General features: G+C 69.1%; 14 protein-coding genes. 6 read left to right on the plus strand and 8 right to left on the minus strand.

Annotated features, from left to right (window positions below; genetic code table 11):
* The coding region (locus Aco04nite_RS47990; protein WP_438875013.1) for an AMP-binding enzyme at positions 1 to 336 on the plus strand (336 nt) is incomplete at its 5' end.
* On the opposite strand, the gene Aco04nite_RS47995 is transcribed toward Aco04nite_RS47990, so the two are convergent.
* The gene (locus Aco04nite_RS47995; RefSeq protein ID WP_213003838.1) at positions 337 to 1,002 is read right to left on the minus strand and encodes a winged helix-turn-helix transcriptional regulator; all 666 of its coding nucleotides are present in this window, start codon (positions 1,000 to 1,002) and stop codon (positions 337 to 339) included. It abuts the gene before it with no gap.
* A gap of 250 nt (positions 1,003 to 1,252) precedes the next feature.
* Between Aco04nite_RS47995 and Aco04nite_RS48000 the strand changes: the two genes are divergently transcribed.
* The gene (locus Aco04nite_RS48000) at positions 1,253 to 3,280 is read left to right on the plus strand and encodes an MMPL family transporter (RefSeq protein WP_244876841.1); all 2,028 of its coding nucleotides are present in this window, start codon (positions 1,253 to 1,255) and stop codon (positions 3,278 to 3,280) included.
* 97 nt (positions 3,281 to 3,377) lie between these two features.
* Here Aco04nite_RS48000 and Aco04nite_RS48005 read toward each other — a convergent pair whose 3' ends face one another.
* On the minus strand, positions 3,378 to 4,715 hold the full coding sequence (locus tag Aco04nite_RS48005; RefSeq protein WP_213003840.1) for an NAD(P)/FAD-dependent oxidoreductase: 1,338 nt from the start codon (positions 4,713 to 4,715) through the stop codon (positions 3,378 to 3,380).
* Between the two features lie 269 nt (positions 4,716 to 4,984).
* Here Aco04nite_RS48005 and Aco04nite_RS48010 point away from each other — a divergent pair, with 269 nt between their 5' ends.
* Positions 4,985 to 5,830 (plus strand): alpha/beta fold hydrolase, encoded by an 846-nt coding sequence (locus tag Aco04nite_RS48010; protein WP_213003841.1) that lies wholly within the window; start codon positions 4,985 to 4,987, stop codon positions 5,828 to 5,830.
* Positions 5,831 to 5,892: 62 nt separating this feature from the next.
* Here Aco04nite_RS48010 and Aco04nite_RS48015 read toward each other — a convergent pair whose 3' ends face one another.
* Entirely contained in the window at positions 5,893 to 6,804 is a 912-nt protein-coding gene (locus Aco04nite_RS48015) for a hypothetical protein (RefSeq protein ID WP_213003842.1), read from the minus strand.
* Between the two features lie 211 nt (positions 6,805 to 7,015).
* On the opposite strand from Aco04nite_RS48015, the gene Aco04nite_RS48020 reads away from it, so the two are divergent.
* Together Aco04nite_RS48020 and Aco04nite_RS48025 are read left to right on the plus strand one after the other, a co-directional pair.
* Positions 7,016 to 8,041 (plus strand): alcohol dehydrogenase catalytic domain-containing protein, encoded by a 1,026-nt coding sequence (locus Aco04nite_RS48020; protein WP_213003843.1) that lies wholly within the window; start codon positions 7,016 to 7,018, stop codon positions 8,039 to 8,041.
* Positions 8,042 to 8,090: 49 nt separating this feature from the next.
* A complete protein-coding gene (locus Aco04nite_RS48025; RefSeq protein ID WP_213003844.1) occupies positions 8,091 to 9,449 on the plus strand; it encodes an FAD-dependent oxidoreductase in 1,359 nt (452 codons plus the stop codon).
* Positions 9,450 to 9,543: 94 nt separating this feature from the next.
* Here Aco04nite_RS48025 and Aco04nite_RS48030 read toward each other — a convergent pair whose 3' ends face one another.
* From Aco04nite_RS48030 to Aco04nite_RS48050, 5 genes are read right to left on the minus strand one after another with little or no spacing between them, the layout of a single operon-like run.
* Entirely contained in the window at positions 9,544 to 10,836 is a 1,293-nt protein-coding gene (locus Aco04nite_RS48030) for an aminotransferase-like domain-containing protein (protein WP_308161763.1), read from the minus strand.
* Positions 10,829 to 12,097 (minus strand): NAD(P)/FAD-dependent oxidoreductase, encoded by a 1,269-nt coding sequence (locus Aco04nite_RS48035; protein WP_213003845.1) that lies wholly within the window; start codon positions 12,095 to 12,097, stop codon positions 10,829 to 10,831. Before Aco04nite_RS48035 ends, Aco04nite_RS48030 begins: the two co-directional genes overlap by 8 nt.
* Before the next feature lie 24 nt (positions 12,098 to 12,121).
* Positions 12,122 to 13,465, minus strand: a complete 1,344-nt coding sequence (locus tag Aco04nite_RS48040) for a condensation domain-containing protein (protein WP_213003846.1) — start codon at positions 13,463 to 13,465, stop codon at positions 12,122 to 12,124.
* Positions 13,462 to 13,680, minus strand: a complete 219-nt coding sequence (locus tag Aco04nite_RS48045) for an MbtH family protein (protein WP_213003847.1) — start codon at positions 13,678 to 13,680, stop codon at positions 13,462 to 13,464. Before Aco04nite_RS48045 ends, Aco04nite_RS48040 begins: the two co-directional genes overlap by 4 nt.
* 16 nt (positions 13,681 to 13,696) lie before the next feature.
* Positions 13,697 to 15,466 carry a non-ribosomal peptide synthetase gene (locus Aco04nite_RS48050; protein WP_244876842.1) on the minus strand — a complete coding sequence of 590 codons (1,770 nt, stop codon included), beginning with the start codon at positions 15,464 to 15,466 and terminating at the stop codon, positions 13,697 to 13,699.
* A gap of 220 nt (positions 15,467 to 15,686) precedes the next feature.
* On the opposite strand from Aco04nite_RS48050, the gene Aco04nite_RS48055 reads away from it, so the two are divergent.
* Positions 15,687 to 16,626: AMP-binding protein (locus Aco04nite_RS48055; RefSeq protein ID WP_213003848.1), on the plus strand; the 940-nt coding region annotated here is incomplete at its 3' end.

Below are 16,626 nucleotides of genomic sequence, written 5' to 3' on the forward strand. Positions count from 1 at the left end.
GGCCGCGTCAAGGACCTCATCAACCGCGGCGGCGAGAAGATCTCCGCCGGCGAGGTCGAGACCCTCGTCCAGGAGATGCCGCAGGTCGTCGAGGTCGCCGCTGTGGCGACGCCCGACCCGGAGGTCGGAGAGCGGGTATGCCTGTTCGTCCGGTTAGGGGCCGGATGCAGTCTCTCCCTCGAAGACATCGCCACGGCTCTGACGGCACGCGGGCTCGCCGCCTTCAAGATCCCCGAACGGCTGATCATCCTGGAGGATCTGCCACACACCGCGGTGGGGAAACCGGACAAGAAGATTCTGCGGTCACTGCTCGACGAGGCCCCGCGGCAACGATGATCAGGAGCCGGCATTCTCCTTGGCCCGGATGGCGAAGATCCGTGCGAACACGTCGAGCAGAGCGGCGTCGCCGGTGAGCCGCACATCCCCGTCGGCCACGGCCCGGGCCGGGCTGAGCTCCCCCGCCATGATCGCCCGGATCTGCGGGCCGGTGTCCACGACGAGATCCGCCCCGGCCAGCTCCCCCACGGCCACCAGCAGGTCGGCACCGTCCACCCGCGCGTGAATGGTGATGTCACCGACGTTCACCTGGAAGCCCAGGTGAACGCCGGTGGCCTCCTCGGCACGGAAGGTCGTCCGCAACGCCATGATCAGGGAATCCGTGGTGACGACCTCGCCGTCGGCGGGCGTGGTGAGCGACTGGGAGCCCCAGCGCCCCAGGTGGATGACGACGTCCTCGAGCTCTCTGCCGTACTCGGTGAGCTCATAGACCACGGCCCGGTCGGGGTGGGCCATCGCCCGGCGCCGGATCACGCCGTCGCCCTCGAGCTCCTTGAGCCGCGACGACAGCACGTTGGTCGGGATCGCGGGCAGTCCCTTGCGCAGGTCCGTATACCGCCGCGGGCCCACCAGCAGGTCACGGACGATCAGCAGCGCCCATCGCTCGCCGATGATCGTCAGGCCCTTCGCGACGCCACAGAACTGACCATATGCCCGCTTGCTCATCGCTCAATGCTAGCTCAGACATCACTTGACGTAGTTTACTTGTTTATAGCAAGCTCACTTCCTAATAAAGAGTTCTTCCGCGTGCCGGCGACCGCCGGCCCGCTGCTCATGGCGTGGTGACGGCTGAACAAGCCGAGGCGAGATCCATCGGATCTGAAGGAGAGCAATGGCACGGACGGGTGGAGTCCCAGGTCTGGTCAGCGGTCGCAGGACCAAATGGATAGTCCTGGCCGTATGGATAGTCCTGTTCATGGCTCTCGGCTCACTGGCCGGCAAGATGACGGACGCGCAGGAGAACGACACCGCTGCCTGGCTGCCCAGCGACGCACAGTCGACCCGGGTCAGCGAGCTGCAGAAGAAGTTCCAGGCCACGGACGAGTTCCCGGCAGTCATCATCTACGAGCGCGCGGCCGGTACCACGCCCGCCGACCTGGCGAAGGTGAAGGCCGACGCCACCGCGCTGGCCGACGTCGAAGGCGTCAGCGGTCCCGTCCAGGGCCCGACACCCGCGGACGACGGGCAGGCGCTGCAGGTCATCGTGCCCATCGAGATGGGCCCCGCCGGGCAGCTGAAGGTCGTCGAGCGTGTCGATGCGATCCGCGCCATCGTCCTGAACGGGAACGACGGGCTCAACTCCTACGTCACCGGGCCGATGGGGTTCGCCGCCGACAACACCGAGGCGTTCGAGGGCATCGACACCACTCTGCTGAGCGCGACCGTGCTGGTGGTCATCGCCCTGCTCCTGCTGATCTACCGCAGTCCGGTGCTGTGGTTGTTGCCGGTCATATCGGCCGGCATGACGCTGGTCCTCGCCCAGGCGGTCATCTATCTGCTGGTCGAGAACACAGGCCTGGTGGTCAATTCGCAGAGCGTTGCCATTCTGACGGTGCTGGTGTTCGGCATAGGAACCGACTACGCCCTACTGCTCATCGCCCGGTACCGCGAGGAACTCCGCACCCACGCCGATCGCCATGAGGCAATGGCGGTCGCCCTGCGCCGCTCCGGGCCCGCCGTCATCGCCAGCGCGGCCACCGTGGCTGTCGGCATGCTGTGCCTGCTGTTCGCGGACATGAACTCCACCAAGGGCCTCGGCCCGGTCGCCGCCGTCGGCGTGGTCGTCGCCCTCGCCGCCATGCTGACACTGTTCCCGGCGCTGCTGGTGATCTTCGGACGTTGGGTGTTCTGGCCGGCGAAGCCGAAGGTGGGCTCGGCCCGCCCTTCGGACAAGGGTGGCTGGGCAAGGCTCGGCACCGGTATCGCCCGGCGTCCCCGCACGATCTGGATCGGCACCAGCCTGGTCCTCGGCGTCATGGCACTCGGCCTCACGCAGCTCAATGCGCACGGGCTCGCCTTCGAGGACTCCTTCATCGACAAGCCCGCGTCGGTCGCCGGTCAGCAACTGGTGAACAAGCACTACGCCGGTGGCGCAGGGCAGCCTCTGATCATCATCGGTAACGCCGCCGCGGCACCCGCTCTGCAGCAGTCGCTGCAGGGCACCGAGGGCATCGCCGGCGTCGGCGCACCCGAGGTGCGGGGCGGCCTCGTCCGCATCGAGGGAACCCTGCAGGCCGAGCCGGGCAGCCCGGCCGCCGACGCCACCATCGAGCGGGCGCGCAAGGCCGTCGCCACGGTCGACGGTGCCGACGCGAACGTCGGTGGCTTCGCCGCCATCACCTACGACACCAACACCGCCAACAACCGCGACACCAAGCTGATCATCCCGATCGTCCTGATCGCCGTGCTGCTCATCCTCATGGTGGTGCTGCGGGCGCTGGTCGCACCGCTCGTCCTCATCGCCACGGTCGTGCTGTCGTTCGCCGCGGCCATGGGGCTCAGCGCCTTCATCTTCAGCAACGTCTTCGGGTTCGACGCCTCGGACAGCGGCTTCCCGTTGTACGTGTTCGTGTTCCTGGTGGCGGTCGGCATCGACTACAACATCTTCCTCATCACCCGGATCAAGGAGGAGGCGCTGCGGCACGGGACCCGGCAGGGGGCGCTGATCGGTCTCTCCGCGACCGGTGGCGTCATCACCTCCGCGGGCCTCGTCCTCGCGGCGACGTTCGCCGTGCTGACCTCGCTACCGCTGGTCCTGATCGTCGAGATGGGCTTCGCCATCGCCCTGGGCATCCTGCTCGACACGTTCATCGTCCGGTCCGTGCTGGTCACGGCCCTGACCCTGGACCTGGGCCCGAAGATGTGGTGGCCGGGCAAAGTCGATACCGGCACCCAGCCGGAGACCGTGGCACGCGACCGCGGCAAGAAACCCGAACTGGTCTGATCCCCCCGGCATCCCCCGGCGTCCCCCGTTCGCCGGCCGGGATGCGGGAGCGGGACCGGTCGGCAACGACCGGTCCCGCTCCCGTTCGCACGGATGCCTACGACACGAGCTCCTCCGCCTCCTCGGCGATGTTGAGGTCCTCGTAGAAGGGGCAGCCCCAGAGCGGTTCGAACTCCGCGAACGTGTCGAAGCGCTCCTGCCCGCGCAGGTACTGCACCAGGACGTTGCGTGGGTTCCAGAAGTCTCCGCTGACCAGGCGCGCGACCCACTTGTTGTCGCCGAGCTCGTCACCGGAGATGTCGAACCCTGCGTTCTTCAGCAGTCCGCGCAGGCTGTATCCGGCCTCGTAGTAGGCGTAGATAAGTCGCGCGTACATGTCGTAACCGGTCTTGTAGAACCGGCTGTATTCCTGCTGCAGGCCCGTTTCCAGGGCGGGATCGTCCAGCAGCGTCCCGATCGTGCGCGCGGCCCGGCGCCCGGTGACCATGGCCAGGAAGACCCCGGCGGAGAAGATCGGGTCGAAGAAGCACCCCGAGTCACCGACCATGAACCAGCCGGGGCCGGCCACCTCGTCGGCGTAGTACATGTAGTCGGTCTCCACCGTCACGTCGATCAGCGGCCGCGTACCGGCCAGCCGCTCCTGGATCCGCCCGACCCGGGAGACATGGTCGGTGTAGAGCGCCTCCCGGTCCTCGGCCCGCTGCAGCACCTCGCGCGGCATGCAGGCGCCGACACTGATCCGGTCCTTGCCGATCGGGATCGCCCACACCCAGCCGTCGAGGTGCTCGCCGATCTGGATGTCACCCTCGGTCCCGGGATTCCGCGACTCGTCGAGATCCCCGAAATGCCGGAAAACGGCGACCATCCGCCGCCTGTCCCCGCTGCGGCGCAGGCCGAAAGTCTGTGCCGCCTTGCTCGATCGGCCCGCGGCATCCACCACATAGGATGCGTACGCCGTGTGAGTCCCCCCCTCGTGCTCGTACTGCACCCCGACGACCCGCCCGTCCTCGATCACCAGGTCGCCGACGACCGCCTCGTGCAGTACGGTCGCACCGCAGTCCCCGGCGAAGTCGCACAGAACCTTGTCGTAGTCGGCCCGCTCCGTCTGGAACGTGGCGTGCTGGCGCCCCGGCCCCTGTCCCGCGAACGGGATCCGGCCGAAGCGACCCTGCCGGCCTCCGGTGAACTCCGCGCCGAGCTTGACCGGGTAGCCCCGGGCCATGACACGCTCGAGCGCACCCATCTCCTTGAGGATCAGCATCGTCGGCGGCAACATCGATTCACCGATGTGGAATCTCGGGAAGGCCCGCCGTTCCAGCACGAGAACCGAACGGCCTTCCTTCGCCAGGGTCGCCGCCGTGGTACTGCCGGCCGGACCGGCACCGATCACGATGACGTCGAAACGCGTGGCATGGGGCTGAGCGGATTCAGCCATTATCTCTCCAGACCGTAAAGAGGGCAGCTCGACAGGCTCCCGGTGGACGGCACGCGGGCGTCCCGAAGGAGGACGACGCGCCTCGGCACAGCCTCACAGCCGGTGCGAAACGGCGGCACCTTCGTGGATGCGAGAAGGCCGGCACGAGCGCAATCTGGGACACGACCCCCGCGGGGGCGCCGGGTGACGATGGCTGGCGTAGGACACTGTCGCGGTCGGCGGGTGGTACGTGACGGACCCCCTGGCGCCGCAGTAGCGCTGGAGGCAGCATGAGACAACCGACCACCGGCATGCTCGAGGTCCCGGGCGCGGACATCTTCTACGAGGTTCGCGGTTCGGGTCCCGCACTGCTCCTCATCTCCACCGGTAACGGCGACGCCGCGCCGTTCGGCCCGCTCGCGGACCGGCTCGCCGAGCGGCACACCGTCGTCTCGTACGACCGGCGCGGCTTCTCCCGCAGCCCCTTGACGGCACCGCTGGACAACGACCGCCGCCTCGACGACGACGCCGACGACGCCCTGCGGCTGCTCGAGCACGTCGCCGCCGGGCCGGGCCACGTCTTCGGTACCTGTTCCGGTGCGGTCGTCGCACTGCGGCTGGCCGAGCTGCACGCGGACCGGATAGGGATGCTCGTGGCACACGAGCCGCCCTCGGTGTCCGTCCTGCCCGACGCCGCGCACTGGCTCGCCTTCCACCGGAGTCTCTACGACACCTACCGCACCGTCGGCATGACAGCAGCACGCGATGCCTTCCGCGACTATGCGGGCCTGGGTGACACCCGGCCCCCTCCCGGCGCGGAGCTTCCCCCGGCGCAGCTGGCCGAGCTGCTGGCCCGGCTCAAGGACAACCAGATCTTCTGGTTCGAGAACGAACTGCTGACCTATCCGGCCTACGTGCCCGACAGCGACGTCCTCAAGGCCCTCGGCGACCGGGTCGTGCTGGCCGGCGGCGCCACGTCCCGCGAGCACTTCTCCTGCCGTCCCACCGCAGTGCTGGCCGAGCGGACGGGTACCGGCGTGACGATCTTCCCGGGCAGCCACGTGGGTCACGTGACGCATCCGTACGAATACGCGGACACCCTGCTGCGGGTGCTGGAAGGGCCGCGGGGCTCCTGAACGCACTGGCGCCATCACCCCGGCCGGGGTGATGGCGCCGTGATCCCTCAGATACGCCCTAATTAGTGGTGCCCACTGTGGCCGTGTCCGGCGGCGGGCGGCACCGCACCGGTCGAGGGGTACCGCTGTGGGTAGAAGAACCCGACGCCCACCCCGGGATCGAAGCCCGGGATCGGCTTGCCCGGGTTCAGCATCGAGACCGCCGGCACACCGGAATTGCCGATGAACAGATGCAGGTCCCAGAGCCGCGGATGCCCCACGCCGACACACGGGGTGTCACATTCGTCGGGTGTCGGCGGCACCGCACCCAGCGCCTGCCCGTGCCACTGCTCCTCGGGAGGTACCGGGATGTTCTGCCACGTGTCCGAGGGGTGGACGCTGCGCTCGTGCACCAGCCAGTCCTGCTTCGTCAGGCACCGCAGGCCGGGGTCGCCGGCGAACGACGGCGGCTGCCCCGGGGCGTACAACCCGGCGTATCCCCACCCCGCCAGCGTGTAGGGGAAGTCCGGGCCGTCCGGGTCGGTGACGTCAGCCGCGCCCCGGCTCGGCCGGTACAACAGCATCGCGGGCTTGCCGGGGCCACTGACCTCCCCGCCGTTGATGATGGAGAGGCCCATCCCCCGGATGCTGTTGTACGCGTGCGACAGGACGAAGAACTGCACGCCGTCCCGCGGTTCGGCGAGCCTTGCCACGTCCGCCTCGTTCCGCAGCACCAGGAAGTCCTTGAAGAACGTCAGGACACGGCGTTGCTCGGCGGCGAGCGTGCGGCGGCGCTCGGCGGGCGTGCACTTCGAGTTGGTGAACTGCGCCGGCACGAGCCCTGAGGCCGCCGGTGCGTCATGGCCGGACGTATCGGCGCCGGACGGCTGCGCCGTCCTGACCGCCGCCGCCGGGCCGGCTGCCGCGATCAGGACGGCGCAGCCCGTCAGGACGCCGATCCACCGCCCTCGCCTGGTCGATCCGGTGTGTGTCACAGGCACCCCACCTCACAGATTCTGTCGGAGCTTCGCAGGAACATGCGCATCAGACGCTAGAAGTGATGCGAGCGGTCCTCACCTGCCAACGTGCTCAGCCGTCCGGACGCCCCGCATTCGCGAAGGTGAGCCCCGCCCCTGCGTCGCCGCACGATGGGGCAAGCCGGCATCCCGGTCCGAAGTGGTGTCTCACCGAGCGAAGGTGGTATCCGTGAAGGCTGCAGTCATTCCCGCGGTCAACGAGCCGTGGGAACTCCGTGACTTCCCGATCCCGCGCCCGGGGCCGGGACAGGTCCTGATCCGTGTGCACGCGAGCGGGATCTGCTACAACGACGTCCTCGCCAGTCGGGGCTCGCTGCCGTTCCCGTCCATGCGTCCCGCTGTGACCGGGCACGAACCGGTGGGCGAGGTCGTCGAGGTCGGCGCGGGCGTCCTGAGCCGCAAGGTGGGTGACCGGGTCGGGGTCACCTGGGTGCGGGAGGGCTGCGGCAGGTGCGACTACTGCCGGCTGGGCCTGCCGGTGACCGGTCAGACCGCGATGAACTGCCCGGCGGCGTCGACGACCGGCTTCACCGCTCCTGGCGGGCACGCCGAGTTCATGACGGCCGGGGCCGACGCGACGGTCCTGCTGCCCGACGGGCTCGCGTACGAGCTCGCCGCGCCGGTCATGTGCGCGGGATACACCGCCTGGTCGGCGCTTCGCGCGGGCCGGCCCGAACCGGGTGACCGGGTCGCGGTTCTCGGGCTGGGCGCCCTCGGCCATCTCGCGGTGCAGTACGCGCATGCCTGCGGTTTCGAGACCGTGGTGATGACCCGGTCGGCGGACAAGCACGACGCCGCCAAGACGCTGAACGCGGACTTCGTCGTGTCCAGCGGCGAGCAGCTGCGCGGGATCGGTGGTGCCGACGTCGTGCTGGCGACAGCGCCGTCGCATCCGGCCGCCGCCGAGGCGCTGGGGGGTCTGCGCGTCAACGGGCGCCTGGTTCTCGCGGGCATCGACGTCGAGGCGCCCTTCTCGATCCCGTCCGCCATGCAGTATCCGTTCTTCGCCCAGGGCCAGAGCATCGTCGGCGCCACCCACGGCGGTCCCGCCCTGCTGCGCGAGGCGCTCGACCTGGTCGCGAACGGCAAGGTCACCCCGATGGTGGAGACCTTCCCCGCGGCTCGCGTCGCCGAAGGTGTCGACAAGGTGGCCCGAGGCGCGGTCCGCTTCCGCGCGGTCGTCACCTACGCGTGAGCCGGCGGGTGGTCCGGGTAATCGATGTCCCGTTCGAGAGGTCTGGGAAATGACGGAAACCACGAGACGTGCCGTTGTCCTCGGTGCAAGCATGGCGGGACTGCTCACGGCAAGGGTCCTGGCCGAGTTCTACCCGCAGGTGCTGGTCGTCGATCGCGACAAGGTGACCGGGGTCCGGACCGCCCGGCGCGGCGCACCGCACACCGTGCATGCCCACGGTTTGCACGCCCGCGGGCAGCTAAACCTCGAGGAACTCTTTCCCGGCTTCCTGCAGGAGCTGCGCGACGCCGGCGTGCCGACCGGTGACCTGGGTGAGATGCGGTGGTACTTCAACGGCCACCGGCTGCTTCCGGCGCACACCGGCCTGGTCTCGATCACCGCGCCACGACCGGTGCTGGAGCATCACGTCCGGTCGCGGGTCGCCGCGCTGAGCAACGTGAAGATCCTCGAGGAGTACACCATCCTCGGTCTGACCACCAGCAGCGACCGTTCCCGCGTCACCGGGGCGAGGGTCCAGCAACGGGCCGGGAACGCGTCCCCGGAGGTCCTCGACGCGGATCTCGTGGTGGACACCACCGGACGTGGATCGCGGACCCCGGCCTGGCTCGAGGAGCTCGGTTACGAGCGCCCCCGCGAGGACAGGGTGAAGGTGGGACTGGCGTACACGACCCGGCACTACCGCACGCGCCCCGAATGGTTCGACGGTGTGCAGTCCATCAACCCGGTCGCCTCCCCCGCACATCCCCGGGGAGCCTTCTTCGGCCAGGTCGGCCCCTCGCTGTGCATCCTGTCGCTGACCGGCATCCTCGGTGACCATCCGCCGACGGACCCCGCAGGCTTCCTGGAGTTCGCCCGGTCGTTGCCGATCCCCGACATCTACGAGGCGGTGCGTGACGCCGAAGCGCTCGACGACGCGGTGACGTTCCGGTTCCAGGCCAGCGTGCGGCGCCACTACGAGGACCTGGACCGCTTTCCGGACCGGCTTCTCGTGCTGGGCGACGCGGTCTGCAGCTTCAACCCCGTGTACGGGCAGGGCATGAGTGTCGCCAGCATCGAGGCGATCGCCCTGCGCCGGCACCTGCGGCGCGGTGGTGCTCCGCGGCCCCGGGCGTTCTTCGAGGACGTGGCGCGGGCGATCGACACGCCGTGGGACATCTCCGCCGGCGGGGACCTCGACTTCCCCGGCGTCGACGGGCAGCGCACGCTGAAGGTCCGGGCGGGGAACGCCTACATGGCACGGCTGCAGTACGCGGCCTCCCAGGACGCCAGCATCACCAACGGTTTCATGCGGGTGGCGGGACTCATCGACACACCGGCATCGCTCATGCGGCCCGCGATGATGGCCAAGGTGCTACGGCACGCCGTACGCCGGCCCCGGCCGGGTCTGTCGTGGCAGGGGCCGGCCTGAACCCCACGGGGCGGGTCGCGGGGCGGTCGCGGGTGAAAGACCGATGGCAGGTGACGCTGGTCGCGTCACCTGCCATCAACCGTATGGGGGACCGTTACCTCAGCTGCCCGACGATGAGCCGGACGAGCCGGCGGACCCCTTCGCGGATCTCGTCCGGGTCCAGCGCGCTGCACGCCAGCCGGATGGCATGGGTTCCGCCGCTCTCGTAGAAGAAGCTCATCGGCGTCCACAGCACGCCGTACTCCTGGGCGGACAGCTCCAGCAGGCGGACGTCCGCGGCGAACGGGACCCGCAGGCCGACGAAGTAGCCACCGTCGGGCCGGTTCCAGGCGACGGCCCCGTCCCGGCGCAGGGATCCCGGAACCTCGTCGTCCAGGGCTTCGAGCAGTACCCGCAGATTGCGGCGGTAGAGCAGGGTCTTGTCGTACGCGGCCCGGCGCAGACTGCAGCCGGAAGCGACCAGCATCCCACCGATGACCGCCTGCGCGATCGGCGACGTGTTGACGGACAACATGCTCTTGACCGCGGACAGTTCGTCGGCAAGTGTCCGGCGGTGGCCGGAGTTGTCGATCACCGTCTGGTCCGCGACGAGGAAACCCACCCGCGCACCCGGGAAGCACGACTTGGAAAACGTACCGAGATAGACGACCCGGCCGCGGCGGTCCAGCGCCTTGAGCGACGGCCGGGGCTCGTCGTCGAGCCCGAACAGCCCGTACGGGTCGTCCTCGAGGATGAGCAGGTCCTCGGTCTCGGCCACCTCGAGGAGCTCGAGCCTCGCGGCCCGGTCAAGCGTCGTCCCCGACGGGTTCGAGAACGTGGGCACGACGTACAAGGCCCGGGGACGCCGCCCTCCCGCACGAACCTTGCGCGCCACCTCGGCGACCGCCCGCGGCTCGAGTCCCCCGTCGCCCTCGGGCACCGGTACCACGGAGATGCCGAGCAGCCGGGCCGCCCCGGTCAGGCCGACGTAGCAGGGTTCGGCCGCCAGCACCACGTCCTCGGGATCACGGCAGAGCCCCCGCAGGGCGATAGCCATGGCTTCCTGGCACCCGGCGGTCACGGCGACGGCGTCGGGCGCCACCGTGATGCCCTCATCGATCAGGAGCATGCGCGCGATAAGCTCACCGAGCTGCCCGTTCGTACGCCCGTACTGGAGCAACGCCGTCCGGATACGGTCCGGCCCGTACCCGTCCCGGGCCAGGTGGGCCTGGTAGGCATCGAGGTAGCGGGTGATGTCCGCGGTCGAGTGGAAACTCTCGTGCGGCCGGCCCGCGGCCAGCGAGATCGCGTCGGGGTACTGCCCGGCGATCTCGTTGAGGAAGTTCATCGACGTCGCGACCGGGTCCCGCACGGACAGGTGCAGGGAGTCGCGTTTCAGCTCAATCACCGTGCCCGGCCCGCTGTCCCGTGGCCTTCGTGCTCCCCGGCACCGGTGGCCGGTAGAAGATGTCGTTGATCCCGGTGAGCCCCGACAGCATCGTGGCGAAGTCCATCTCGCGAGGCCGCGTCTTCTGCGGGTCGACGGTCTGCTGGGCCTTGTCCCAGTACTCCTCCTTGTGCCTCGTACGGTCGTAGAAGAACCGGACGAAGTCGATGACGGAGTCCAGGAAGGACCGGTAGCTCTTCTCGTACCAGTCGAGCATCTGCTGCTCGGCGGTGGGATCGTCGAGCACGACGTCGATCGCGTCGGTCAGCGCGCCGGCACCACGCAGTGCGAGGGTGACGCCGGTGGACAGCAAGGGGTCGACGAACGCGGCGGCGTCGCCGACCAGCGCCCACCCGGGGCCGTGGAACTTCTCGCAGGTGTAGGACCAGTCCCGGATGGTACGGAAGCCACTGACCTGTTTCGCACCCTTGGTTAGCGTCCTGATCTCCTCGGTACGCTCCAGCTCCTGAGCGAAGATGTCCTCCAGCTTCATGCCGGACGCCTTGTACTCGTCGACCGGGGTGACGTAACCGACGCTGACGGTCCCGTCGGAGAGCGGGATGAACCAGAACCATCCGGACGGGCGGTTCTCCGCCACGATGTCGCCGGCCTTGGTGCCGCCGTAGAGGTTGCAGCCCTGCAGATAGGTCCAGACCGCGATGTTGCGCAGATCCTCGTGCCACCTGATCAGGTCGAACCGTTTCCCGAGCAGGTGGCCCTGACCGGAGGCGTCCACGAGCATGCTGCAGCGCACGGTCTTCTCCGTCCTTCTGCCCCGCTCCTGGTAGGTCACGCCGACCACGCGATCACCCTCGAAGATCGGGTCCTTGACGCTCGCCTCCTCCACCGCGTGGACGCCCAGCTCCCGCGCGCGGGTGAGCAGCAGGGCGTCGAAGTCGGCGCGCCGGACCTGGTAGGCGTACTCGTACAACGACGATTCGGTGAAGCGGAACCCCCAGGTGCCCTGGTTCTTACCCCACAGCAGGGTGCCGCCGTACTTCTTGGTGAAACCCATGGCGTCCAGTCGCTCGCGTAGCCCCAGCGTCTCGAGGGTCGGCAGTGCGCCCGTGATGAGTGACTCGCCGATGTGGTAGCGCGGGAACTTCTCACGTTCGAGCAGCAGCACACGGCGGCCCTTGAGCGCCAGCAGGCCGGCGGTTGCCGACCCACCGGGACCCCCGCCTATCACGACGACGTCGTAGTGGTCCGCGGATGTGGTCATGGTGGTCTTCCTCTCCGTGGTCGCTCAGAGCGCTGACAGGGGACGATGGGGGTCCGTGGTGCCGTTCGTCAGCACCCGGCGGAAGTCGGCGACCATCCGCACCATCGTGGACTCGTCGAACTGCTTGCTGTTGAAACGCATGGTGCCGCCGATCCGGCCGTTCGACAGGATGTCCAAGCCCCACAGCACCCCGTTGGGGATGTCGGAGGTCTCCGCGCAGGAGAGATTGCGCTCGCGGACCTCGGCGTACTGCAGGTCACCGACGGTCTCGGGTTCGGTCATCGCGGGGTTCTGCAGGAGCTGGAACGCGCACACCGCCCCGTCGTCACGGGTGTAGGTGGTGGTGAGCTCGGGTGCCTGGGCCGCCACCTCACCGAAGGGAAGCTCGTGGGTGTACGCCTCGAGGCAGGTCTCCCTCGTCCGGCGTACCAGGTCCATGAAGTTGCGGCAGTCCGACAGATCGGTGCGGAGCGGGACGAGGTTGAAGAACGCGCCGACGGTCTCGTTGAAGGACGCATCGATCCGGCCGGAGGTGATGGTGGTCGAGACGAGATCGGTGACCCCGGTCATCTGGTGCAGCAGCACGTTGAACGCCGCGAGCAGGACCATGAACGGGGAGCTGCGCATGGTTCTCGCCAAGTTCAGGGTACCGGTGGTCAGCTGCTCGTCGAGGACGAACCGGTGCACGGAGTACAGCGCGGTGATCTCCGGTGTCAGCCGGCGGTCGGCCCGGATGTCGGTGATCTCGACACCCTTGAGCTTGTCGCGCCAGTACGCCCGGTCCTCGTCGGCGGTAGCACTCGCGAGCTGCTCCTGCTGCCACATCGCGTACTCGCTGTACTGACGTACGGGCGGGAGCTCCGGGGTGCCGAAGCCGCGCCGCGCCGCGTAGAACGATGCGAGATCGCGGATGATCACGTGCAGGGACCACCCGTCGCTGGCGATGTGATGAGTCACCAGCACCAGCACCGCGTCGTTGTCGTCGAACCGCCCGACGACCACGCGCAGGTGCGGAAGCTCGGTCACGCTCATCAGGGACGCCTCGACGCCGTTGACGAACTCGTCGACCAAGACGTCGCGGGGCCTCGTGTCCGCCAGGGGCAGCTCGACCAGCTCCAGGCGCGGCGATCCCGGCGCGTGGACCTTCTGGTACGACTCCCCGTCCTCGCGCACGATCGAGGTCCGGAGCATCTCGTGGCGGCGCACCACGTCGTCGAGGGCGCCCTGCAGAGTCGGCAGGTCGAGGGGTCCGGTGATCCGCCAGCCGAGGACGACCAGATGCCGCGGCCCGAACGCCCCGTCGGTGTCACCCTTGTCGAACAGGCACAACGTGGCCAGGTTGGTGGACAACGGGATGCGTACGCTCACGGTCGCTGTCCCCGCTCCGGCTCGATCGTGGCGGCGTTCCACCGTGGCGGCCGTGTCGCCATCACATGATCGAGGCACGCCGCCCGGTCTCCGGGCCCGAAGGACACGGACCATCCGGCCGGGACCGGCGTCGACGCCGGCCACAGTGAGCGCTGATCGGCATCGTTGACGAGGACGGTGAAGTTCGCGTCCAGGTCGTCAAAAGGGTTCGTCATACCGGCTCCTTCGACGTCAGTGGTGGTGGTGAGCCGGTACGGGTTCGTTCCACTCCCGTACGGCGCCGGCCAGGCCGGCAACCGTCGGGGTGTCGAATAGCCGGCTGATCTTGAGGTCGGCGCCCAGCTCGGCCCGGATGCGGTTCAGCAGGCGCATCCCCAGCAGCGAGTGGCCGCCCAGGTCGAAGAAGTTGTCCTCGACACCGACCTTGGGGTTACCGAGCATCTCGCGGAACAGGGCGCAGATCGCCTCTTCCTGGGCGTCCCGGGGGGCGATGTAGCCGACGGAGCCGGTGAAGTCCGGCTGCGGCAACGCGTCGCGGTCCACCTTGCCGTTGGCGGTCAGCGGCAACCGGCCGATCACCATGAACGCGGCCGGCATCATGTACTCCGGCAGCGCCCGTTTCACCATCTCACGCAGGGCACCGAGATCGGGTTCCCCGCCGGCGGGTACGACATAGGCCACGAGCCGCTTGTCACCGTTGCTCGATTCCCGCGCGACGACAGCGACGTCGGCCAGGCCCGGGTAGCCCGCGATGACGGACTCGATCTCCGCGAGCTCGATGCGGAAGCCGAAGATCTTGACCAGGTCGTTCGCGCGCCCGACGAACTCGACCCCGTCGCCCTGGGAGCGGCGGACCAGGTCGCCCGTGCGGTACATCCGCGACCCGGGGGCACCGGCCGGGTCGGCGACGAACCGTTCGGCGGTGAGGTCGTCACGCCCGAGGTAGCCGTGGGCCAGCCCCGCTCCGGCCAGGTAGAGCTCGCCCACGACGCCGGCCGGTGCCGCGTCGAGCCGCTCGTCCAGGACCCGCAGCTCGACACCCGCGAACGGCCGGCCCAGGGGAACGCTCGATCCCTGCGGCATCACCCCGCTGATCGACTCCTGGGTGCTGAAGACGGTGGTCTCCGTGGTGCCGTAGAGGGTCCGGACGACGATGCCCGGGCAAGCCTCCAGGAACCGGGCGACGGCGGTGGGCGCGATGACGTCGCCACCGGTGAGCACCTCCCGGACGCCCATGAGGCAGTCCGGGGCCTCCTCAGCGACGACCCGGAACAGGCCCGCCGTGAGGTGCAGCGCCGTGATGTCATAGTCGGCGATCAACCGGCGCAGTGCCGTGATACTCAGGTCGCCCGCGGCGGGTACGACGACGCAGCCCCCGTGCAGGAGCGGGACCAGCAGCTCGTACAGGGAGACGTCGAAGGCCAGGGGGGCCAGCAGGGGCACCCGCTCGTGCCGGACGGGGTCCCAGGACGGATCGCAGGCCAGCGCCACGATCTGCGCGTGTCCCACAACGACGCCCTTGGGGTGGCCCGTGGAACCCGACGTGTACATGACGTAGGCCGGCGAATCCCCGTCGACCGCCGGTTGCGGGTCGCGCGGAACGGACTCCTGCGCGGCGAGCACCTCGGACACCACAATCGCCGGCAGCGAACCGGGTGCGGTGCGTTTCTGCTCGGCGGTGGCGAGAATGAGCACTTCGGCGTCGGATTGCGCGAGAATCCACTCCTGGCGGTCCCGCGGGGATGCGGTATGCAGGGGCAGATAGATGCCGCCGGCTTTCAAGATACCGAGCAGAGCGACAACGGCATCCGCAGAGCGGTCCATGAGGACCGCGACCGGAATTCCCGGGCCGATCCCCAGCAACCGCAGATGCGCCGCCAGCCGGTTCGCCCGCTCGTCGAGCTCACCGTATGTCCAGGTCAGGCCGAATGACCTGACTGCGGCACGGTCCGGCGCCCGGTCGGCCTGCGCCTGAAATCTCTCATGAATCGTTCGGGACACAATGATTCCCTTCGGCTGCCTCAGGAATGGGTGGTAGCCATCATGAATTTAGGCAGCGATACCGCGCGGCCGCACCTCCGCCATTGCTGTGCCAAACATTCGCCATCCAAGGCGATACAGCAAAGCCAGAGATGCCGGGCGCACCGATGGCGGTCCACGATGGCGCTGCCGCCCGGTGCCGCGCTCACGCGCACCGCACAGCGCTAGGAGACACCCCCGGATGCGAATCGACGACATGGTGCAGTGGGCCCCGGATCTCGCCAGGCAATACCGCCTCGGCGGCTGCTGGAGGGGCCGGCCGCTGGGTGACTACCTGTGGGACCACGCCGATCGGTGGGGTCCGCGGATCGCCCTGGTGGACGGCGACCGGACGCTGACCTACCGGGAGCTGGCCGGTCGGGCCGACAACCTCGCCGGGCATCTCGCGGCCCTCGGGCTCACCCGCGGCGACCGGGTTCTGCTGCAGGTGCCCACCGGCTGGGAGCTCATGGTCGTCACTTTCGCCTGCTGGCGACTCGGTGTCGTGCCGGTGATGATGTCGATGCCGCACCGCGAGTACGAGTTCGCCGCGGTCGCCGCGCACGTCGACGCCGCCGCGGTGATCGTGACCGAGCGATGGCGCGGCTTCGACCACCAGGCCATGGCCCACCGGGTCATCACGACCTTACCGGCCAGCGCCCGGGTCCTGGTGCTCGGTGACCGCGTCCGGCCCGGTGGCGTGAACCTGCGGGCGCTGCTGGCCGACGGCGACGACGCCACGACCCGGCACCGGTGGCTGGACGACATCGCGCCGGACTCCTCGGATCTCGCCCTGATGCTGCTGTGCGGCGCGAGCGGCGGCATGCCACGGGTCGTCGCCCACACCCATGACGATTACGAGTACGCCGTCCGCTGCTGCGCCGAGGCCGGCGCGTTCGACAGCGACACCGTTCACCTCGGCGTGCTGCCCGCCGGCCATTTCCTGGCTCTGGCACCCGGCATCCTCGCCACGCTGCACAGCGGTGGCCGGGCGGTGCTGACGGCCTCGACGAGGCCGGAGGTGGTGTTCGAAGCGATCGCGGCGCACGGTGTCACGGTCACGGCGACCCTGCCCCAGGTGGCCGTCCGCTGGCTGGAACAGCGCACGTTCTCCCGGCGGAACCTGTCGAGTCTGCGGTTCG

The organism is Winogradskya consettensis (assembly GCF_018332715.1).
Classification (GTDB): domain Bacteria; phylum Actinomycetota; class Actinomycetes; order Mycobacteriales; family Micromonosporaceae; genus Actinoplanes; species Actinoplanes consettensis.

Excerpts from the sequence above, each read along its gene's own strand:
- Aco04nite_RS47995 (WP_213003838.1), bottom strand. The coding sequence starts at position 1,002 with ATGAGCAAGCGGGCATATGGTCAGTTCTGTGGCGTCGCGAAGGGCCTG.
- Aco04nite_RS48035 (WP_213003845.1), bottom strand. The coding sequence starts at position 12,097 with ATGACCACATCCGCGGACCACTACGACGTCGTCGTGATAGGCGGGGGT.
- Aco04nite_RS48000 (WP_244876841.1), top strand. The coding sequence starts at position 1,253 with ATGGCTCTCGGCTCACTGGCCGGCAAGATGACGGACGCGCAGGAGAAC.
- Aco04nite_RS48045 (WP_213003847.1), bottom strand. The coding sequence starts at position 13,680 with ATGACGAACCCTTTTGACGACCTGGACGCGAACTTCACCGTCCTCGTC.
- Aco04nite_RS48010 (WP_213003841.1), top strand. The coding sequence starts at position 4,985 with ATGAGACAACCGACCACCGGCATGCTCGAGGTCCCGGGCGCGGACATC.
- Aco04nite_RS48005 (WP_213003840.1), bottom strand. The coding sequence starts at position 4,715 with ATGGCTGAATCCGCTCAGCCCCATGCCACGCGTTTCGACGTCATCGTG.
- Aco04nite_RS48025 (WP_213003844.1), top strand. The coding sequence starts at position 8,091 with ATGACGGAAACCACGAGACGTGCCGTTGTCCTCGGTGCAAGCATGGCG.